The organism is Phascolarctobacterium sp. Marseille-Q4147, assembly GCF_017968825.1.
Classification (GTDB): Bacteria; Bacillota; Negativicutes; order Acidaminococcales; family Acidaminococcaceae; genus Phascolarctobacterium_A.
Genome location: NZ_CP072874.1, coordinates 1809824 through 1828738, shown reverse-complemented (window position 1 = coordinate 1828738; position 18915 = coordinate 1809824). Strand labels below are relative to the sequence as shown.

Genomic DNA, 18915 nt, shown 5'->3' with positions numbered 1-18915 from the left:
CATCAATCAGCTTTTTTGGCAATAGAGTTATGAAATTTTTTCCACATCTGTACTGCAGAAATAAAAAACTCCCGCAAGTGCGTATACTTTCGGGAGTTTATATTTAAAATATGCCATGACGCAGACAATGGTTTAGCGACAGACTGTAATAGGAACGAGGGCCGGAAGCCCATTACTGCACGCAAACTCATCCGCCTGCACGCGGAACACGTCCGCCAGAAGTTTAGACGTAACAATTTCTTTAGGCTCACCGCTGACTACCAGGCGTCCCGCCTTGATAACGGCAACATAATCAGCGTACTGAATGGCATGGTTCAAATCATGGATAACCATGACAACCGTCAGTCCCAGCTCCTTGTTGAGCTTATCAAGCAGCTGCATAACCTCCAGCTGGTGACAGATATCAAGATAGGTCGTAGGCTCGTCAAGCAGCAGTACCTGCGGTCTTTGTGCCAGCGCCATCGCAATCCAGGCGCGCTGACGCTCGCCGCCGCTCAGCGTGTGCAGAAGGCGGTGGCTCATCGACGTCATATTGGTCTGCTCCAAGGCCCAGGCAACATGCTGTGCATCGTCCTTATCACCGCGCCCTAAAAAGCTGCGATGCGGAAAGCGTCCCATTTCAACCAAATCCTGCACCGTCAAATCAGTAGGCGCAACCGGTGACTGCGTCAAAATCGCCAGACAGCGGGCAAACTCGCGATGCGACAGGCTATGGATATCCTTCCCCAGGAAGCTGATGCTGCCCTTGGCACACGGCAAGATGCGGGCAATCGCCTTCAGTGTCGTACTTTTACCGCAGCCGTTGGGGCCGATGATAGCAGTAATCTTGCCCTCGGGAATTGCCAGCGACAAATCATGGATGATTGTTTTTTTGTTAATTGCTATATCAATATGCGTTGCCTCTAAAACAGCTTTAAAGGGCGCTACATTATTTTGTGTCATCAGATTTCCCTCCTTAACAGGAATAAGAAGAAGGGCGCGCCCAAAAAGGCCATAATAATACCAACAGGCAGTTCAATCGGTGCAAAAATTACACGCGCAAAGGTATCACTGAGCGTAACAATGGCAATGCCCAAAAGTGCGGAGGCAGGCAGCAGAAAGCGGTAGTCGCTGCCTATCAGCAGTCGCGCCGCATGCGGCACAACAAGGCCGACAAAGCCCAGCAGTCCGACAACGCTGACAGCACTGGCTGCGAGCAAAGCCGCAATAGCCGTAAGGATAATGCGCGTTACCTCAACATTGACGCCAAGGCCGCGTGCCATCTCATCGCCCAGCTGCAGGATGTTCAGATAAGCGGCACTGGCAAGCGCCAGAATCAGACCGATAACAGCATATGGCAGAATAATATTTACATGCGGCCAGCTGCGTGCGGCAAGACCGCCTACCATCCACATTAAAGCACCGTGCACTCTGTCACTGTAAAAAATCATCAGTCCGCTGATGCCTGCACCCAAAAAGGCAGATACCGCAACACCGGCAAGAATAATACGCACCGGCTTGATGCCGTTTTTCCACGCCAGAATATAAATGCAGACTGCAGCCAGCATCGCACCGATGAAGGCAACCGGCGTAATCAGGTATTCCATCGCCGGGAACAGAATCATTATCACAACACCTGCCAGGCCTGCGCCGGAGCTGATGCCGATAATATGCGGGTCCGCCAGCGGATTACGCATAATCGCCTGCAGAATCGCACCGGAAAGCGACAGGTTAATGCCGACCAAAGCACCGACGATGGTGCGCGGCATACGGATGTTCCAGATAATCTGACTGCGCGGATCATCACCGGGATTAAGCAGAATATCGGTAATCTCCTTGATGCTGATAATGCTGGAGCCTTTTGTTAAGCTCAAAAAGCTGCCCAATACTGCCAAGAACAAAAATATCACGAGAATAGTAATACGCCATTTAGTACGGCCGATACCAAAATGCTCCGTCTGCTCTACAGACTGCTTATTTTCCATTAGTAAAGACCTCCGGATAAACCTGCTGTGCCATAAACTTTACAGCCTCCGGATAGCGCAGGCCGGGGTTAATCAAAAACAGTTTTTCCGGCAGCACATATACTCTGCCTGCTTTTACAGCCGGCAGACTGTTCCATGCGGGGTTATTTTTAAAGTCGGTACGCAGACGGTTTTCAATTTCCTCAGGCTTGCCCATAGATGTAATAAAGATAATTTCCGGGTTCTGCTCTACCAGTGTTTCCATGCTGTAAGGAGTTTTATTGGATTTTCCCTTGAGCGCTGCGGCAGCAACATTTTCAAAGCCCAGGATATCACTTACACAGCCGGCAATGCTGTGCGAGCCTTCTACAGTAACGGCGCTGGCTGTTGCATGCATAATAACGATACGCTTCTTTTCCTTAGGCAGCTTGCCGGTAACGGCGGCAACCTGCTTATCCAGCAGCTCATTTTCCTTTTGCGCCTTATCCTGCGTACCATAAATATCGCCCAAGGTTTTGATGGTACCCTTTACATCCTCAAAGGTTTGGGTATCAAACTCCACTACGTTGATTTTGTTGGATTGCAGCATGGGAATAAATTTATCATGCTGATTTTTGCTGGCCAGAACCAGATCAGGCTTCAGGCCGACAAGTGCTTCCATATTAATATTGTAGACCATGCCTACCTCCGGCACAGACTTCATAGACTCGGGAATCTTGCCTACCTTAGAGCTGGCGCGACCGACTACAGTACCGCCGACAGCCTCAATCATACTCAAATATGAAGGACTGAGGCTTACAACTCTTTCAGGCTTTTTGGCAAGCGAAACCTGTCTGCCTGCAGCATCGGTAAGCTGCAGATAAGCCTTGTCACCGCCTGTCTGCGTTCCTACACCGCCGCAACCGGCAGCAACCAGCATAGCCGCACATAATAGACCACAAGCAATTTTTTTCAAGAACATGTTAATCACCTCATACTCAACTTACATTGCCCAAGCCACAAGCTTTGGCAATATATATAACTCTCTGATAAAAAAAGCTTAATAATATCGCCCTCATAATAGCACAAATCAGAAGTGTAGTCAATGAAAGTTGCTAAGAAGCGCACATAATAGTATAATTAAATGAATAAGCTAGTTATGACAAAGGAGTAGAAATATTATGGAAATCAATGCAATGATTAACCGCATAAATGCATTAGCCAAAAAGAAGAAAACTTCCGGTCTGACCCCGGAGGAACTGGCAGAACAAAAGGAGCTGTACAAGGAATATCTGTCCAATATCCGCAGCCAGCTGAAGGCTCAGCTCGATAACATCGAGGTAGTCGACGAGCTGCCGGATAAAAAACAGCTGCACTGATGGCTGCTATCCTGTCGCCATCCATGCTGGCCTACGAGGACGATTTTCTGCTGATTATCGATAAGCCTGCAGGCATGCTGGTACACCCCACCGTCAGCGAGCGAGGCGCAACGCTCTACGATTATGTAAAGGCATATTATGAAGCCAACGGCATTGATGCCGGTATTCATCCCGTGTCGCGCTTAGACCGCAACACCTCCGGCCTCGTTATTTTCGCCAAGGAGCCTGTTGTCCAGCATTGGCTTAGTCAGCAGCAGGTTGAAAAGGAATATCTGGCACTGGCCTGCGGACGCTTTGAAAACAGCGAAGGTATTATCGAAGCACCCATCGCCCGCAAGGAAGGTAGCATTATCGAACGCTGCGTTGACTACACGCGCGGCAAATACGCCAAAACAGCCTATGAGGTTTTGGCAGTCTACAGCAGCTGCACGCTGCTCAAGGTCCGTCTTTTCACCGGACGCACGCACCAAATACGCGTGCATCTTGCTTCCATCGGCCATCCGCTCGTAAACGACAATCTTTACGGCACCCCCGGCCCCCAGGCGCGCCATGCGCTGCATGCCTATCGCTTGGCCTTCAAGCATCCGGTAAGCGATGTATTTTTAGAAATTACCCGCGCTTTGCCGGAGGATTTACAGAAACTTCTGTACTAAATAAGCAGACCATGATATAATTAGTGTATACTAATGTAAAGACAGAGTAGCTGTAAGGCTACCCTGAATAAGGAGGAATAGACAAATGCCCTTAGTTACATCTACTGAAATGTTCAAAAAAGCTTATGAAGGCCACTATGCTGTTGGTGCCTTCAACGTCAACAACATGGAAATCATCCAAGGTATCGTTGCTGCAGCTCAACAGGAAAAATCCCCGCTGATTCTGCAGGTAAGTGCCGGCGCCCGCAAATACGCTAACCACATCTACCTGATGAAACTGGTTGAAGCAGCAATCGAAGATACCGGTCTTCCTATCTGCCTGCATCTGGACCACGGCGAAGATTTTGACATCTGCAAAGCCTGCATCGACGGCGGCTTCACCTCCGTTATGATTGACGGCAGCAAGCATCCTTTTGAAGAAAATATCGAAATGACTCGTCGTGTTGTTGAATACGCACACGAAAGAGGCGTTGTAGTTGAGGCAGAGCTTGGCCGACTGGCAGGCGTTGAAGACGCTGTTAAGGTTAACACCAAGGACGCTACCTACACCGATCCCGATCAGGCTGTAGAATTCGTTGAACGCACCGGCTGCGACAGCCTGGCAATCGCTATCGGCACCAGCCACGGCGCTTACAAATTCAAAGGCAAACCGGAACTGGACTTCGCTCGTCTGGAAAAAATCACCAACATGCTGCCCGGTTATCCGCTGGTTCTGCACGGTGCTTCTACCGTTATCCCGTCCTTTGTTGAAGAATGCAACAAGTACGGCGGCAAGCTGGACGGCGCTCAAGGCGTACCTGAAGACATGCTGCTGCAAGCCGGCAAATTCGGCGTTTGCAAAATCAACATTGATACCGACCTGCGTCTGGCAATGACTGCTTCTATCCGTAAGCATCTGGTAGAAAACCCCGGCGACTTTGATCCTCGCCAATACCTGAAACCCGCTCGTCAGGCTATCCAGGACATGGTAGCTCACAAAATGCGTGACGTACTCAACAGCAGCAACAGACTGTAAGCTATAACAATTTAAAACTAAAATGCACCATTCCCGAGTGTTAAGGAATGGTGCATTTTTTTATTTATGCAAAGCGTATATCATTTTTTCTTACAAATCCTTCAGGATATCGTCCATATATTTATGCAGCTTTTCCAGCTTCTTGCGTACCATAACCGCCTTATCCGGGTTACGCGCTACAATCTGTTCGATTTTGCTGCGCTGCAGCAGATAATCGCGTTCCATGCCACGCATGAAAGCACGCAGGTCGATAGCAGCAGGCTCAACCTGAACCATTTCGGATTCATGCATCTGCCACTCGGTACCATGGATTTCGGCGCAGTCACCAAAGTGCGGGATGTAGGTTGCCGTTCCCAGATTGCGTCCCAAAGAATCTGCCAGCTCCATGGCTGCATCAAGCTCGCCATGCGTAACGAAAAAGGCCTTAGGAACCTCCTTCATGCTGCTGTACCAAGCTAACAGCTGCTGCTTATCCGCATGGGCAGAAAAACCCTTCATATTGTAAATTTTGGCGTTGACTCTGATATCCTCGCCCATAATCTTAATGCGCTTAATACCTTCTATCAGCCTGCGTCCGATAGTGCCCTCCGCCTGATAGCCGGCAAATACTATGCTGCTGTCCTCACGCCACAGATTATGCTTAAGGTGATGCAGAATACGTCCGGCATCTGCCATACCGCTGGCCGAAATAACAATCTTGCTGCCAGGAATTTCGTTAATCGCCATGGATTCCTGCACCGTAGCGGTAAAGCGCAAGTTATGCATAGACACCAGCCTGCGTCCCTGCATTGCGTAAAGCGCCCGCGCTTCCTCATCATATTCCTCGGGATTCGTCATAGTAATCTGCGTAGCTCTGTTGGCCATAGGACTATCTACGTAAATAGGAATCTCCGGAATTTTGCCTTCTGCCTGCAGCTTTTGGAAATAGTACAGCAGTACCTGCGTACGCCCGACAGCAAACGCAGGAATAATAACGTTACCGCCACGCTCGACAGTATCGTTGATAATATTCGCCAGCTCGCCTTCCTTATCGTAAGCTTCGTGGATGCGGTTACCATAGGTAGATTCCGTAATAATAAAATCCGCACCGCCTGCTGCCGCCGGGTCCTCAATAATCGGCTGATTCGGCTGACCGATATCGCCGGTAAAAATCAAGCGTGTCTTTTTATCGCCTTCGTTAACAGACATCTCTACAAAAGCAGAGCCCAGAATGTGTCCCGCTACGCGGAAGGTTACGGTAACGCCGGGAACAACATTAAACGGTTCGCCGAAGCTGCGCAGCTTGAACAAATGCAAGGCGCGGGAAGCGTCATCAACCGTAAACAACGGCTCAACAATCTTTTTGCCGGCACGCATGCCTTTGCGGTTGGCGTATTCCGCCTCACCCTCCTGGATATGCGCACTGTCCGGCAGCAGAATCGAGCACAGCTCCTCCGTCGATTTAGTGCAATAGATGGGGCCGCGGAAGCCTTCCTTAACCAGCTTCGGCAACAGACCGCTGTGGTCAACATGGGCGTGCGTCAATACAACAGCCTCAATCTCTCCAGGATGAAATAAAAAGTCCTTTTCGTTCAGCGCTTTTATCAGCTTGGAGCCTTGGAACATGCCGCAGTCTACCAAAAACTTGTGTCCGCTGACCTCCAGCAGATAGCAGGAACCGGTAACGGTGCGCGTTGCACCTAAAAAAGTTATTTTCATCGCAAAGCCTCCATTCTGCAAGTAGTATTTTCAGTTATATTTTATAATTCTACAAAACGAAGGGAAAATCCTTTTTATGGGGAAAATTAGTGGGATGAAGAAAAAAAGGTTCTATAATAAGTGTTGGGGTATTGACCTAGATTAGGTCAATACTTCCAGCACTTATTTTTTAGACAAAAAATAAAGCATAAAATGCTGGAATTGTAGTAAAATATCATCGACCAAAACAATACAATCTACAAAGGAGACCAGACACCTTATGCTTCATGACAATTATACACAATCCATTCCTTTTTTTAAAGGGGTAAACACAAAATACTTTGAGGAAGATGAATCAACAGGATCATATAAAGCCTTTATAGAGATGCCTTTGAAAGAACATCGTTGTCCTCACTGCGGTAATAATACTACTTATATTAAGGATTACAGACTCCAAACGGTCAGGGACTTGGTTGTTTTAGGCAAGCCGTTAATTGTCACAATAAGAAAAAGACGTTATGTTTGCAAAAACTGCAATACTACTTTTACTGAAGAAAATCCATATATAAAAAGATATTGCCATTTTCCAGACAGGCTTTATCTTGAATCAATCAAAGAAACTTTCTGCTTGCAGAGCTTTTCATCAATAGCTAAAAGATTTGGAGTATCTGTAACCAGTATAATAAGATGGTTCGACAAGCTCAATTTCCCTCACCCCAAATTGCCGGAATGCATAGCAATAGATGAATTCAGAGGCAATGCCGGTGGTGAAAAATTCCAATGCAATATTGCAGATCCTGTAAAACATCAAGTAATAGATATCCTGCCGAGTCGTAATACGGAGAATCTTTGTAAACATTTCTTAGAATATCCATATAAAGAACGTGCTGCAGTCAAGAAAATAGTTATGGACCTAAGTACTTTGTTCAGGTCTGTTGCCAAGACCATGTTTCCAGAAGCCAAGATAGTAGCAGATAAGTTTCATGTTATCAGAGTAGTCATAAACAGCCTGGAGAACGTCAGAAAACGCATTCAGAAAGAATTTCATGCAACAAAAAGGAAATGGTTCAAGCGAAGTCGCTATCTTTTGCTTAAGCCGGAATACAAGCTAACAGATGAAGATAAAACAGAGTTAGCTAGGATGCTTAACTCATCCTACGATCTTGAAAAAGCATATGTTTTGAAAGAACGTTTTTATGAAGTATTCAGGAAACAGACAAGAACTGAAGCAAAAAAAGAACTGGGAAAGTGGTTATTGTTGGCAGCTGATTTATCACTTCCTGAATTTCGGCATTGCATTACGACTTTTAGTAATTGGAAGATTGAAATTGCAAATATAATTGGCGAAAGAGTTTCTAACGGGTTTATCGAAGGAAGCAATAATAAAATCAAAGTATTGAAGCGAATCAGCTATGGTGTGCAGAATTTCGATAGGTTTCGTAACAGAATACTGTATCTGCAATAAAATATTGTGAAAATGCATTAGGATAACTATTTCTTATTACAAAACAAAAACAAAACTAGCCTCCAATATAAATATACTAGAGGCTAGTTGAATTGCAAAAATAATTATGTATTGTCTAGGTCTATGATGTTAAAGTCTTGAATACCCCAAAACTTGACATAGAACCGAAAAAAAGCAGACTCTGAGTTTTTACTCAAAATCTGCTTAGTCAATACTTTTCAACAATCCAAGTCCATAAGTTCCTTATATGCATCTAAAACCTCTTTTGGTGCATTTTCGTCTATTTCCCCATGTTCCTTTTCGTAATGAGATAAAATATCTACTAATTCACGAATTCTAGGAGTCATTTTTATCTGCATTTCTTATCCCTCCTGCTGATTTCATCTATATTATATTCTCTAGAAATCAATTTATCTACACCGGTTGCTTAAATTCAGGCACCACAATAGTCTTTAGAGCCTTGACGTCATTCTTGCTGTCGGTTTTCGCGTCCGTTCACCGCGCAGCAGACAATTCCGTCAACGGGCCAACAATACATTTAGCGTCAACCCAACAGATTACCTAAAAAAATACGCAAAAGAGATTCCGAGCTTGGGACTTACATAGGGATAAATTGCCCCCAGGTAGCAATGCCAACTCAAAACGGTAAAAATCGTCGCACCTTAGTCGCAAATATAAAAAGAACCGCATTCTCATGCGGTTCCTAAGTTTTAAATTTGGTCGGGGCGGCGAGATTCGAACTCACGGCCTCTTGTACCCGAAACAAGCGCGCTACCAAACTGCGCCACGCCCCGACATTTGTTGTTGCTGTTCATCAGCAACGAATGTAATTATAAAGCATCTTTAAGCTTTTGTCAACACTTTTTTTGAAAAATTTTATCCTTGGGTCACAACGCGGATGTTGGTAACCTCAAAAGCCTCAGCAATAGCCAGTAAAATCTCTCTTTCAATGTTGGTACGGTGCAGCTCGCTTTCAGCAACAAGCATGATACGGGTATCAGCATAGTTGATGTTGTGCACCTTGCTTACCAGGCGCTTGAAGGTTTCCTCACCGATAATTTCCTTCAGCTTTTGCAGACGTGCAAACACCTCCGGTTTTTCCTTCTGCATACGTTCTTCCAAAGGAGAGAACGGTACAGTTACAACTCTGGCATCACGGGCCAGGACATAATTCTCCTCGCCTTCGCCTGGTACTACTAAATCGTCACGCATAATTCTTCCTCCATCTCTATATCTAACTAAATGAACCTGCATAACGCAGAATTTATTTCCCTTTATTATATGTCACAAGCACTTTTTCGTCAAGCAGCAGGATTTTTAGTATTTAACGAGAATACTATAAAAAATACTTTTAACGAGGGGTGTTCATATATGTCTATGAAAGAAGATTTTAAAAAATTTGCTATGCGTGGTAATGTTATGGATATGGCTGTCGGCGTTATCATCGGCGGTGCTTTCGGCAAAATCGTCAGCTCGCTGGTAAACGATGTCGTTATGCCTCCATTAGGTATGGCGCTTGGCAAGATGGATTTTTCCAATCTGTTTATCAGCCTCAACGGCAAGGAATATGCTACACTGGAAGCAGCAAAAAAGGCCGGCGCTCCTGTACTTGCCTATGGCAGCTTCTTCAATTCCGTACTGGATTTTCTGATTCTCGCTTTTGTCATCTTCCTGATGATTCGCCAGATCAACAAGCTCACTCCGGAACCGGAGCCTGCACCGGAGCCGCGTCTGTGCCCCTACTGCAAATCAGAAATTGCCGATGACGCAACCCGTTGCCCGCATTGCACATCTCATTTGGAATAATAGTTTACACTTTCGGCTGATATCCAGGATTTTCTCCTGTATATCAGCTTTTTTGCTTTCGTAATGTCTTTTTTGTTTGCTAAAAACAAGCTTATATTGTATAATGTAGACTATATATATCGCCTAGGCTGTTTTTCACAGCTTAAATTTTAAGGAGGTTATCTGATGTCTGTTTTTGACGTACTTATGGAACGTGGCTTTATTAAGCAAATGTCCCATGAAGACGAGATTAAAGAATTATTAGAGAAGGAAAAAATCACCTTTTATATCGGTTTTGACCCCACTGCGGACAGCCTGCATGTAGGCCACTTCATCGCCCTGATGATGATGAGCCATATGCAACGCGCAGGTCATCGTCCTATCGTACTTTTGGGCGGCGGCACCGGCATGGTAGGCGACCCGAGCGGCAAGGATGAGATGCGCAAAATGCTCACCCCGGAATTCATCGCTCACAACATCGCCTGCTTCAAAAAGCAAATGAGCCGTTTCATTGATTTCGGTGAAGACAAGGCTATTATTGTCAACAATGCCGACTGGCTGTTAGACCTTAACTATGTTCAGCTGCTGCGCGAGGTTGGCGTACACTTTACCGTTAACCGTATGCTGGCTGCGGAATGCTTCAAGAAACGTTGGGAAAAAGGCCTGACCTTCTTTGAATTCAACTATATGATTATGCAGGGCTACGACTTCTGGAAGCTGCACCATGACCATAACTGCATTATGGAGCTGGGTGGCGACGACCAATGGTCCAACATGCTTGCCGGCGTAGAATTAATCCGCCGCAAGGATCAAAAACCTGCTTACTGCATGACCTGCAAGCTCCTGACCACCAGCGATGGCCGCAAGATGGGCAAAACCGAAAAGGGTGCTCTGTGGCTTGACCCGGAAAAAACTTCTCCATATGATTTCTATCAATACTGGCGTAATGTTGCCGACAGCGACGTAGAAAACTGCCTGTCCCTGCTGACATTCCTGCCGATGGATGAAGTTCGCCGTCTGAGCGCACTGAAGGATGCAGCTATTAACGAAGCTAAAAAAGTTCTGGCCTATGAGGTTACCAAACTTGTTCATGGCGAAGAAGCAGCGCGTCAGGCGCAGGAAGCTACCGAAGCACTTTTCGGCGGCAATGCCAAAGATATGAGCAACGTACCGGCAATTGAAATTACCCCGGAAGATATGACTGCCAAGATTATCGACGTACTGACTGCCGCCAAAGTTTTCAGCAGCAAGCGCGAAGCTCGTCAGTTAATCGCTCAGGGTGGCCTGACTGTAGCAGACACTGTTCTGCAGGATGCGGAAGCATGCCTGAGCGCAGACATGTTTGATGCAGACAAGAGCCTGTTAATCCGTAAGGGCAAAAAGAAATATTTCCGTCTGCTGGTAAAATAAGCCTTTAAAAGCCATCTATGCTCCTGACGGACTAGGTGGCTTTTTCTATGATTTCAAAATACAGACTACTCTTTTAATTATAGTAGTAAAAGGAGCTCTTAATGCAAAACGATAAAATCAACTTTTCATTAATCATCCCTATCGGCCTGATGTTATTTTCCTTTTTCTTCGGTGCCGGTAACTTAATTTTCCCGCCTGTTTTAGGACAAATGGCAGGCGAAAATATTGGCTGGGGCATGTTCGGCTTCTGCCTGAGCGGCGTTGGCTTCCCGCTTTTGGGTGTACTCGCTATGGCTATGAAGCAAAGCGATAACCCGGACTCCATTGCTATGCCTATGCATCCCCTGTATGCACGCGCCGTTACCATTCTCTGCGCGCTGGCTATCGGCCCGCTGTTCGCTATTCCGCGTACCGCTGCCGTTTCCTTTGACACAGGCATCCACAGCCTGCTGCCTGCTTCCTGCGAAGCTCTCGGCCTGCCGGTATACACCGTGTTCTTTTTCGTCCTGACCTATTTCTTTTCTATTAATCCGTCAAAAATTATCGGTCATATCGGTAAATTTTTGTCCCCTATGCTTTTAATTTGTCTGGCAGTCCTCGTAATCTGCGTTTTCGTAAATCCTACCGGCAGCCTGAAAATGCCTAATCCGGATTTTGCTGTTTCTCCGTTCTTCCGCGGCTTCCAGGAAGGCTACAATACTATGGACCTTCTGGCAGCAATCCTGTTCGGTTCTATTACTATCAAAGCTATTGAAGCTCAGGGCATTACCGACAAAAAGGTTCTGACTAAGCTCTGCTCCTACGCAGGCCTGATTGCAGCCTTCTTCCTCGCTATCATCTATGCAGCACTGGCTTACACCGGCGCACTGAGCATCAATGTTTTCGGTGTTATCCCTAACGGTGCTACTCTGCTCAGCAAAATCTGCACCTACTACATGGGTTTCGGCGGTCAGGTTGTATTGGCTTTGATTATTTTCTTTGCCTGCCTCACCACCAGCATCGGCCTGACAACCGCTATCTCCGGTTATTTTGCCGAGCTTAGTAATAACCGTATGCAATACGAGCGACTGGTATTCTTCATCTCTGCTTTCAGCCTGGTAGTAGCAAACTTTGGTCTGGAAAACATCATCAAGTTCTCCATTCCCGTTATCTGCATGCTGTATCCGATTATCATCGCTCTGGTAATCCTCAACGTCGGTCGTGTAATTATCCATGATGATCAGCTGACCTTCCGCATCTGCCTGACACTGACAACTATTTTCGCTGTTTTCGACGGTCTGCGCGTTGCCAACATCCGCTTCATGGCCTTGGATAACTTCCTGGCGCAGAACCTGCCGCTGTTTGACATCGGCTTCGGCTGGGTTGTTCCCTGCTTCGGCGGTATCGCTGTAGGCCTGCTGCTGAAGGCTGTAAGAAAAGCAAACTAATAAATTTATTCATAATCAATTAGAGAGTAAGGTGTAATTTATGTCTAACGAACAACAATGCAGCAATGCATCTTCCTGCGGCCGCAGCAGCTGTGAAGGCTGCCCCTCCGCAGCAGCTGCAGAAAAAACACAGGCAACTGATTTCCGTGCGCAGCTCAATCCGATGAGCAGCGTCAAGAAGGTTATCGCCGTAGTCAGCGGCAAGGGCGGTGTAGGCAAATCCCTGATCACCGGCCTTTTGGCCAGCAGCATGCAACGCCGCGGTAAGCGCTGTGCTGTTTTGGACGCTGATATCACAGGCCCATCTATGGGACACAACCTGGGCGTTAACGGCAAGGCTAAGGCCAACGAAATCGGTATTCTGCCTCTTACTGCTCCCTGCGGTCTGGAGGTACTTTCTGCCAATATGTTTTTGAAGAATGATTCTGATCCTGTTGTTTGGCGCGGGCCTCTGCTCGCCGGCATGGTAAAGCAATTTTGGAGTGATGCCATCTGGACAGATATAGACTTTATGTTTGTTGATATGCCGCCGGGAACCGGTGACGTACCGCTGACCGTCTTCCAATCCCTGCCTGTTGACGGCATCATCATCGTAACCTCTCCGCAAGAGCTTGTTTCCATGATTGTTGCCAAAGCAGTAAAAATGGCGCGTATGATGAACATTCCGATTCTCGGTCTGATTGAAAACTACGCTTACTTCCATTGCCCCGATAACGGCAAGGATTACGAAATCTTCGGCCCCAGCCATCTGGCAGAAACTGCCGATGCCTACGGCTTGAAGGTGCTCGCCCGCCTGCCGATTAATCCGTCCTTAGCAGCGGCCTGCGATGCAGGCAAGCTGGCGGAATGCCAGGTAGCAGAGCTGGATGACTGCTGTGATTTTTTAACTGATAATTTTCAGTAAGCATTTTTAAAGGGAGGCTTTTGTCATGTCTATAGAAAAGGTTCGTACATACTTGAAACAATTTAATGCAGATAATCGTATCATAGAGTTTGCAACCTCCAGCGCTACTGTAGAGCTGGCAGCACAGGCAGCAGGCTGTGAGCCTGCGCGCATCGCCAAAACCCTTTCCTTTAAGCTGCATGATGACAGCGTTATCCTCATCGTCACTGCCGGCGATGCTAAAGTAGATAACGCCAAATACAAGCATTTCTTCGGCTGCAAGGCCAAGATGCTGACCGCTGACGAAGTGGAGCCTGATATCGGCCATGCTATCGGCGGTGTTTGCCCCTTCGGTATTAATGACGGCGTTAAGGTTTATCTTGACGTTTCCCTCAAACGCTTTGTAACCTTCTTCCCTGCCTGCGGCAGCCACAACAGCGCTATTGAGCTGACTCCGGACGAGCTGGAGCAGTACAGTGCCAACTGTCAGGGCTGGGTAGATTTGTGCAAGGGCTGGCAGGAATAAGCCTTTATAACAACATCAAATTCAATCTTCAATACGCAGCAGATTCGGCGTCTGCTGCGTATTTTTGCGCATAAAAAACCTCCCGCAAGCAGATTTTTACATCTGAATACAGGAGGTCATTTTTCATATGCTTGCAATTTTTTCGCAAGCTATTTTTTCATTTTGCAAATCATCTGCGTCATAGTACCCATTGGGCAAAAGGTACACCAGGTTCTCGGCTTGAACAGCGCCATTACCACTAAGCCAAGCAGCATAGAGGTGAGCATTACGCTGTAAAAGCCAAAGGCATACTGCGCAACCCACGCCGAAGAGCTGCCTGCGGTATAGGCCCACGTCCAGGGAAGCTTAAACGTCCAGAGCAGTATCACTACCTCGCGCAAAGACTGCGCCTGCGCAGCTACAAGATAAGTCTGCCACAGCATATTGCCGAACATGGCCATAAAGAAGCATAAAAAGCCGAAGCGGAACCATTTGGCAACTAAAAGCTCCGGCGTAGCGCGATTACGCGACCACTTCCAATCGCCGCCCAGCTTTGCCAAAAGCAAACCGCGTCCGCAGTAACGGTTGCAGAACAGCTTGTTACCGCCAAACAGTGCCAACAAAACAGGCACCATAAAATCAATCATTCCCAGCCAGGCAAAAAAGATATTGAAAAAGCCTAGGACAAAATAAATTATCGGCCATAGCCAAAGATAATCATACCAATGCTGCGTTTTTTTAGCCATCTGTTGCCACCCTGATGCTGCCTGCAGGACAGGTCTTGGCGCAGAGGCCACAGCCAACGCAGCGCTCCCTGTCCACTCTTGCAAAACACCCCTTGTATATACTGATTGCCTGACGCGGGCACACCTGCGTGCAGGCACCGCAGGAAACGCATCTGTCCTCGTTTACCACCGCAAATCTTTTCATAACGCCACACGTCCTTTAACGCAAATACGCAAGCGCGCTCTGAGCCGCAATAGCGCCGTCATTAGTCGCCGTTACAACCTGACGCAGCACCTTGTCGCACACGTCACCGGCACCGTATACACCGGCAACCGCAGTTGACATATCGTTTTTCACAACAAGGTATCCCTTGTCATTGGTAATACCCAAATCACGGCAGAACTCTGTAACAGGGTCCGCACCGATATAGGGGAAGACGCCCCTTGCAAGCATCGTTTCTGTTGCTCCCGTCTGTTTGTTAAGCACCTTAAGGCCCGCAACGCGATTATTTTCGATAATAACCTCCTGCGGTACACGCCAGGTCAACACCTCAATCTTCGGATTAGCGGCCACCTTCTCCTGCGTAATCTGCTCTGCGCTGATGACATCACGGCGCGCCAGAATCGTAACCTTCGATGCAAATTCCGCAAGATACAACGATTCCTCAAAGGCAGCATTGCCTGCGCCCACAATAATTACCGGCTTATTGCGGTAGAACGCCGCATCGCAGACAGCACAGAAGCTGATGCCACGGCCAATCATCTCCTGCTCACCCGGAATGTTCAGCAAGCGCTCCACGGTACCGGTAGCGATAATCACAGCCGGTGCCGTAAACTCCGCCCCGCTTTCGCAGCACACACGTCGCTCCACACCGTCAACCTCCAGCGCTGCAACCTTCTCATAAACATAGGACGTACCCAACGCCATCGCCTGCTCATAAATATCGTAGGCCAGCTGTGAGCCGTTGACGTTCTTGATACCGGGCCAGTTTTCAATCTCAAAGGTTTTTATCAACTTACCACCGGGAGCAAAGGATTCCAGCACCAAAGTCTTCAAGCCAGCGCGGCGCGCATAAACAGCTGCCGTCAGACCGGCAACACCGCCGCCGATAATAATCAGGTCATAGCTTTTATCGGGAGCCTGCTCCACCGGCGGCTCGTTGCCCAACAGCTTTTCCAGTCTTGCCTGCAGGCGTTCCTTCGGCAGAAATCCTGCGTAACGCGAAGCAACCTCGCCGTTTTTAATAAAGAACAGACCGGGAATAATGGTTATATCCATTTTCTCCGTCAGCTCCGGCTCCTTATCTATATCAATCTTCACGATGTCTATACGCTCGCCCATCTCCTTAGCAATGTCCTCCAGCACGTAACTGAGCATCTTACAGGGACCGCACCAGGTCGCATAAAAATCCGCCAGAAATGTTTTCTTTTCGGCCAGCATCTGCTTGAACTCTGCAGCCGTCGGGTTTACAATAATCGCCATTTACATCAGGCCTCCTTTGCGATGAAATTTTCGTAGTTTATCTTATATCAGTGATGTCCGCCGCAGCCATGCTCACCACAGGTGTGACCTTCGCCGTGCTCACCGTGGTGATTGCATTTAACAGCGGGGTTGTAGTCCAAATTGCCTGCCAGCAAAGCCTCTACCGCTGCGTCTGCACTGCCGCTTACGCCGCCGTACAGCTTAATGCCTGCAGCAGCCAGCGCCATCTGCGCCCCGCCGCCGATACCGCCGCAAATCAGAACGTCTGCCTTCAGCGCGGTCAATACACCTGCCAAAGCACCATGACCTTGGCCGTTGGTATCCACAACCTCGGACGCAACAACTTTGCCGTCCTGCACATCATAAACCTTAAACTCCTCGGTATGTCCGAAATGTTGAAAAATCTCTCCGTTTTCGTAGGTTACTGCAATTCTCATGATATCTTCTCCCTTTTCCTTGTATTTTTCATATAATTTTTGCTTAAAGCAATCCACACAGCCACAGCCTGTACTGCTGCCGTTACAGAGCCGAAAATCGCCGCCTTCGATACGCAGCGGCCGTCCTTCTACAACAAAATCCGCCAGCTTCTTGCGCGCCGTTTCGTAAATGCGCTGCACTGTCGTCCTCGCAATCTGCATAAAGGCCGCGCACTGCTCCTGACTCATACCGCGCCTGTCAATCAGGCGTATCGCTTCGTATTCGTCAACGGTAAGAACAATAGGCTCCAGCTCTGCATTATTGTTTTGCGGTAAAAACTCCAGCGTTTGCGGATAATGGCAAACCTTTCTGCATTTCACTCGTCTGGGCATCTGATTTCCCCCTCTCTGATTCCATTATATAGACGAAATGGGCATATGTCAATTATATTTTTGACATATGCCCATTTAAATTTTGCACCAGCAAATATTCTACTCTTCTTCCAGATAAAATTCCCACGCACAGCCGTCAGGACTTTCCGTACAATCCGGGAAGCAGCTCAGGCAACGGCATTTAATGCGCGCGTCAATCGTAGCTGCAAAACCGCTGTATTCGTAAATGCCGACCGATTTGCAAGGATGATACGGCATACCCTTGCGGCTGCGCGCCGTCTGCACACGGCAGTCGCGGTTGCGGTAAACGAGCCTGTTGCCGTCATGGATACATTCATGCTCATTCAGATTGCCGTAAAAGCGATAGTGCAGCGCCTGCTCCAGACCTTCTAAGCCGGGATTCTCCGGCAGCTGCAAAAACTCCTTGATGCGCTTGGCTTCGATAACGGTAAAGCGCTTCCACGCCTCTTCATCATGGTACATGGCCTCCGCCATGCCGAATTTGCCTTCAATCGACTGGAACCAGACGCCGTCATGCGCTAGCCAGTTTTTCGCGTAGAGCTCAATCAGCTCCAAAAGCTGTTCTTTGCTCAGCTCTGCAAGATATTTATTGTACATGATGAATAACCTCCTTTATGGGGGGAATTGTAATTTTAAAACAACGGTTTCATTTTTTCTTCTTTATCCTCCAAACACCTCTCCACCATCTCTTTCAGCGTATACTCATCAAGATGCTCAAAGAAAAATGGCCTCTTTGGATTAAGCGGCAGCGACTTGCTCACCGCCACATTATACTCCGCGCCCTTGGCAAAGTCCGTTGTCAAAAGCTCCGCCTTGTCCTTAACCTGCGCCAGCAATTCCGCTCCGGCTGCACTGTTCACCAGCACCAGCGTAACGCCCTTATCATCATCAAATTTTGGGAACTGCTTATCAATGCCCCAATAATCGGCAATCGTAATATCCGCCTGGCTGCGCTTATTATTAAACGCACACTCGCCGCAAGACGGACGAATGCTAATGTTATTCAGGAAAAGGCGCATATAGGTTTCCTGCCGCTTGCTCGCCCCGAAGCGCTGATTCTCGGTAAAGAACAAGGTCTCGCCATGCTTCCAACCCTTCGCCTTATCGCGAAACTTCACCTGCACAACAGGCTCGCCTGCCTCCTGCGCCAGCTCCCGCAAATGCTTTTGATAAACCTTGGGACTAGGCACACCATGACAAACAACATCAACCGTTAAAAGATTCTCCGACGGCTTTACCAGATATCTCTTTAAACCGGCAATCTGGCAAGGCGTACCGCTGAACAGAACCTTTCTGCCTGCACGCAAAATTTGCCGTACCTCACTGTAAATCTTGCTGATTTTGCTCTGCACATATTTCGAACCGCGCAGCTTGGGCAACTCGTCAAGGCTGTTCACCAACACATGCTGCACATTAAGCTGCTCATCCAGCGCAGCGCCGACCACAACGCCGCCCTGCTTTAAGACAAACTCAGCAAAAAGCGTGAACATTCCCCCGCTGGAGCTGGTAAAGCGCACTGCATCATCGTTGTTCTTGGCGCCATACACAGCAAGCAGCTCATGCTGCTGCGGCTTGTGCTGCATAGGGCAGACATTTTCGCATAAACCGCAATCCATACACATTTCTTCGTTAACCTTGGGATACAAAAAGCCTTCCTCGTCCGCAGTCATTTTTATACAACCACGCGGGCAAATATTAGCGCAGGCACTGCAGCCTGTACAGTTTTGTTTACTACTCAGCTCAATCATGTGTTTAA

The 18915-nt window shown here is 47.7% G+C and carries 21 protein-coding genes, 1 tRNA gene and 1 pseudogene; 10 read left to right on the top strand and 13 right to left on the bottom strand.

All coding sequences use genetic code 11. The features are described from left to right. Positions 1–132: 132 nt before the first annotated feature. From KAH19_RS08515 to KAH19_RS08505, 3 genes are read right to left on the bottom strand one after another with little or no spacing between them, the layout of a single operon-like run. A complete protein-coding gene (locus tag KAH19_RS08515; protein WP_210684225.1) occupies positions 133–942 on the bottom strand; it encodes an ABC transporter ATP-binding protein in 810 nt (269 codons plus the stop codon). Beyond that, positions 942–1964, bottom strand: a complete 1023-nt coding sequence (locus tag KAH19_RS08510) for an iron ABC transporter permease (RefSeq protein ID WP_210684224.1) — start codon at positions 1962–1964, stop codon at positions 942–944. Before KAH19_RS08510 ends, KAH19_RS08515 begins: the two co-directional genes overlap by 1 nt. After that, on the bottom strand, positions 1954–2904 hold the full coding sequence (locus tag KAH19_RS08505) for an ABC transporter substrate-binding protein (RefSeq protein ID WP_210684223.1): 951 nt from the start codon (positions 2902–2904) through the stop codon (positions 1954–1956). The genes KAH19_RS08510 and KAH19_RS08505 overlap by 11 nt, the downstream gene beginning before the upstream one ends. Positions 2905–3103: 199 nt before the next feature. Between KAH19_RS08505 and KAH19_RS08500 the strand changes: the two genes are divergently transcribed. The 3 genes from KAH19_RS08500 (at position 3104) to fba (ending at position 4969) form a co-directional block, all read left to right on the top strand. After that, positions 3104–3301, top strand: a complete 198-nt coding sequence (locus KAH19_RS08500) for a DUF896 domain-containing protein (protein ID WP_210684222.1) — start codon at positions 3104–3106, stop codon at positions 3299–3301. Continuing rightward, positions 3301–3954, top strand: coding sequence for an RluA family pseudouridine synthase (locus KAH19_RS08495; protein ID WP_210684221.1), 654 nt, complete (start codon positions 3301–3303; stop codon positions 3952–3954). The genes KAH19_RS08500 and KAH19_RS08495 overlap by 1 nt, the downstream gene beginning before the upstream one ends. A gap of 85 nt (positions 3955–4039) precedes the next feature. Further along, positions 4040–4969, top strand: a complete 930-nt coding sequence (fba, locus tag KAH19_RS08490; protein WP_210684220.1) for a class II fructose-1,6-bisphosphate aldolase — start codon at positions 4040–4042, stop codon at positions 4967–4969. A 90-nt stretch (positions 4970–5059) separates the two neighbouring features. Here fba and KAH19_RS08485 read toward each other — a convergent pair whose 3' ends face one another. Then, complete coding sequence (locus KAH19_RS08485; RefSeq protein WP_210684219.1) at positions 5060–6667, bottom strand: MBL fold metallo-hydrolase RNA specificity domain-containing protein; 1608 nt, start codon at positions 6665–6667, stop codon at positions 5060–5062. Between the two features lie 259 nt (positions 6668–6926). Between KAH19_RS08485 and KAH19_RS08480 the strand changes: the two genes are divergently transcribed. After that, positions 6927–8111, top strand: a complete 1185-nt coding sequence (locus tag KAH19_RS08480) for an ISL3 family transposase (RefSeq protein WP_210684218.1) — start codon at positions 6927–6929, stop codon at positions 8109–8111. Between the two features lie 218 nt (positions 8112–8329). Here KAH19_RS08480 and KAH19_RS08475 read toward each other — a convergent pair whose 3' ends face one another. Then, the gene (locus KAH19_RS08475) at positions 8330–8470 is read right to left on the bottom strand and encodes a hypothetical protein (protein WP_210684217.1); all 141 of its coding nucleotides are present in this window, start codon (positions 8468–8470) and stop codon (positions 8330–8332) included. Between the two features lie 97 nt (positions 8471–8567). Here KAH19_RS08475 and KAH19_RS11105 point away from each other — a divergent pair. Beyond that, a pseudogene (locus KAH19_RS11105) lies at positions 8568–8648 on the top strand (virulence protein); the annotation flags it as partial. Between the two features lie 180 nt (positions 8649–8828). On the opposite strand, the gene KAH19_RS08465 reads toward KAH19_RS11105, so the two are convergent. Together KAH19_RS08465 and KAH19_RS08460 are read right to left on the bottom strand one after the other, a co-directional pair. After that, positions 8829–8905, bottom strand: a tRNA-Pro gene (locus KAH19_RS08465). 82 nt (positions 8906–8987) lie between these two features. Further along, entirely contained in the window at positions 8988–9323 is a 336-nt protein-coding gene (locus KAH19_RS08460) for a hypothetical protein (protein WP_210684216.1), read from the bottom strand. Between the two features lie 165 nt (positions 9324–9488). Here KAH19_RS08460 and mscL point away from each other — a divergent pair, with 165 nt between their 5' ends. The 5 genes from mscL (at position 9489) to KAH19_RS08435 (ending at position 14142) form a co-directional block, all read left to right on the top strand. Continuing rightward, complete coding sequence (mscL, locus tag KAH19_RS08455) at positions 9489–9917, top strand: large conductance mechanosensitive channel protein MscL (RefSeq protein WP_368495204.1); 429 nt, start codon at positions 9489–9491, stop codon at positions 9915–9917. A gap of 165 nt (positions 9918–10082) precedes the next feature. Further along, the gene (gene tyrS, locus KAH19_RS08450) at positions 10083–11306 is read left to right on the top strand and encodes a tyrosine--tRNA ligase (RefSeq protein ID WP_210684214.1); all 1224 of its coding nucleotides are present in this window, start codon (positions 10083–10085) and stop codon (positions 11304–11306) included. Between the two features lie 101 nt (positions 11307–11407). After that, positions 11408–12733, top strand: a complete 1326-nt coding sequence (gene brnQ / locus KAH19_RS08445) for a branched-chain amino acid transport system II carrier protein (RefSeq protein ID WP_210684213.1) — start codon at positions 11408–11410, stop codon at positions 12731–12733. Positions 12734–12773: 40 nt separating this feature from the next. After that, complete coding sequence (locus KAH19_RS08440; protein WP_246869343.1) at positions 12774–13637, top strand: Mrp/NBP35 family ATP-binding protein; 864 nt, start codon at positions 12774–12776, stop codon at positions 13635–13637. A 25-nt stretch (positions 13638–13662) separates the two neighbouring features. Next, a complete protein-coding gene (locus tag KAH19_RS08435) occupies positions 13663–14142 on the top strand; it encodes a YbaK/EbsC family protein (protein ID WP_021719328.1) in 480 nt (159 codons plus the stop codon). A 149-nt stretch (positions 14143–14291) separates the two neighbouring features. On the opposite strand, the gene KAH19_RS08430 is transcribed toward KAH19_RS08435, so the two are convergent. The 6 genes from KAH19_RS08430 to KAH19_RS08405 form a co-directional block, all read right to left on the bottom strand. Next, on the bottom strand, positions 14292–14867 hold the full coding sequence (locus KAH19_RS08430; RefSeq protein WP_210684212.1) for a 4Fe-4S binding protein: 576 nt from the start codon (positions 14865–14867) through the stop codon (positions 14292–14294). Beyond that, complete coding sequence (locus tag KAH19_RS08425) at positions 14860–15051, bottom strand: 4Fe-4S binding protein (protein ID WP_021719326.1); 192 nt, start codon at positions 15049–15051, stop codon at positions 14860–14862. Before KAH19_RS08425 ends, KAH19_RS08430 begins: the two co-directional genes overlap by 8 nt. A 15-nt stretch (positions 15052–15066) precedes the next feature. Next, positions 15067–16329 carry a thioredoxin gene (gene trxA, locus KAH19_RS08420; protein WP_246869342.1) on the bottom strand — a complete coding sequence of 421 codons (1263 nt, stop codon included), beginning with the start codon at positions 16327–16329 and terminating at the stop codon, positions 15067–15069. A gap of 47 nt (positions 16330–16376) precedes the next feature. Further along, positions 16377–17138: a DUF134 domain-containing protein gene (locus KAH19_RS08415; RefSeq protein WP_210684211.1), complete on the bottom strand. Its 762-nt coding sequence runs from the start codon at positions 17136–17138 to the stop codon at positions 16377–16379. Between the two features lie 99 nt (positions 17139–17237). Further along, entirely contained in the window at positions 17238–17756 is a 519-nt protein-coding gene (locus KAH19_RS08410) for a DUF6125 family protein (RefSeq protein WP_210684210.1), read from the bottom strand. Between the two features lie 35 nt (positions 17757–17791). Beyond that, on the bottom strand, positions 17792–18907 hold the full coding sequence (locus KAH19_RS08405) for a Coenzyme F420 hydrogenase/dehydrogenase, beta subunit C-terminal domain (RefSeq protein WP_210684209.1): 1116 nt from the start codon (positions 18905–18907) through the stop codon (positions 17792–17794). Positions 18908–18915: the final 8 nt, after the last annotated feature.

What these genes read in the sequence shown, in the direction of transcription:
- KAH19_RS08515 (WP_210684225.1), bottom strand. Translation starts at nt 942, where the DNA reads ATGACACAAAATAATGTAGCGCCCTTTAAAGCTGTTTTAGAGGCAACG.
- KAH19_RS08510 (WP_210684224.1), bottom strand. Translation starts at nt 1,964, where the DNA reads ATGGAAAATAAGCAGTCTGTAGAGCAGACGGAGCATTTTGGTATCGGC.
- KAH19_RS08505 (WP_210684223.1), bottom strand. Translation starts at nt 2,904, where the DNA reads ATGTTCTTGAAAAAAATTGCTTGTGGTCTATTATGTGCGGCTATGCTG.
- KAH19_RS08500 (WP_210684222.1), top strand. Translation starts at nt 3,104, where the DNA reads ATGGAAATCAATGCAATGATTAACCGCATAAATGCATTAGCCAAAAAG.
- KAH19_RS08495 (WP_210684221.1), top strand. Translation starts at nt 3,301, where the DNA reads ATGGCTGCTATCCTGTCGCCATCCATGCTGGCCTACGAGGACGATTTT.
- fba (WP_210684220.1), top strand. Translation starts at nt 4,040, where the DNA reads ATGCCCTTAGTTACATCTACTGAAATGTTCAAAAAAGCTTATGAAGGC.
- KAH19_RS08485 (WP_210684219.1), bottom strand. Translation starts at nt 6,667, where the DNA reads ATGAAAATAACTTTTTTAGGTGCAACGCGCACCGTTACCGGTTCCTGC.
- KAH19_RS08480 (WP_210684218.1), top strand. Translation starts at nt 6,927, where the DNA reads ATGCTTCATGACAATTATACACAATCCATTCCTTTTTTTAAAGGGGTA.
- KAH19_RS08475 (WP_210684217.1), bottom strand. Translation starts at nt 8,470, where the DNA reads ATGCAGATAAAAATGACTCCTAGAATTCGTGAATTAGTAGATATTTTA.
- KAH19_RS08460 (WP_210684216.1), bottom strand. Translation starts at nt 9,323, where the DNA reads ATGCGTGACGATTTAGTAGTACCAGGCGAAGGCGAGGAGAATTATGTC.
- mscL (WP_368495204.1), top strand. Translation starts at nt 9,489, where the DNA reads ATGAAAGAAGATTTTAAAAAATTTGCTATGCGTGGTAATGTTATGGAT.
- tyrS (WP_210684214.1), top strand. Translation starts at nt 10,083, where the DNA reads ATGTCTGTTTTTGACGTACTTATGGAACGTGGCTTTATTAAGCAAATG.
- brnQ (WP_210684213.1), top strand. Translation starts at nt 11,408, where the DNA reads ATGCAAAACGATAAAATCAACTTTTCATTAATCATCCCTATCGGCCTG.
- KAH19_RS08440 (WP_246869343.1), top strand. Translation starts at nt 12,774, where the DNA reads ATGTCTAACGAACAACAATGCAGCAATGCATCTTCCTGCGGCCGCAGC.
- KAH19_RS08435 (WP_021719328.1), top strand. Translation starts at nt 13,663, where the DNA reads ATGTCTATAGAAAAGGTTCGTACATACTTGAAACAATTTAATGCAGAT.
- KAH19_RS08430 (WP_210684212.1), bottom strand. Translation starts at nt 14,867, where the DNA reads ATGGCTAAAAAAACGCAGCATTGGTATGATTATCTTTGGCTATGGCCG.
- KAH19_RS08425 (WP_021719326.1), bottom strand. Translation starts at nt 15,051, where the DNA reads ATGAAAAGATTTGCGGTGGTAAACGAGGACAGATGCGTTTCCTGCGGT.
- trxA (WP_246869342.1), bottom strand. Translation starts at nt 16,329, where the DNA reads ATGGCGATTATTGTAAACCCGACGGCTGCAGAGTTCAAGCAGATGCTG.
- KAH19_RS08415 (WP_210684211.1), bottom strand. Translation starts at nt 17,138, where the DNA reads ATGCCCAGACGAGTGAAATGCAGAAAGGTTTGCCATTATCCGCAAACG.
- KAH19_RS08410 (WP_210684210.1), bottom strand. Translation starts at nt 17,756, where the DNA reads ATGTACAATAAATATCTTGCAGAGCTGAGCAAAGAACAGCTTTTGGAG.
- KAH19_RS08405 (WP_210684209.1), bottom strand. Translation starts at nt 18,907, where the DNA reads ATGATTGAGCTGAGTAGTAAACAAAACTGTACAGGCTGCAGTGCCTGC.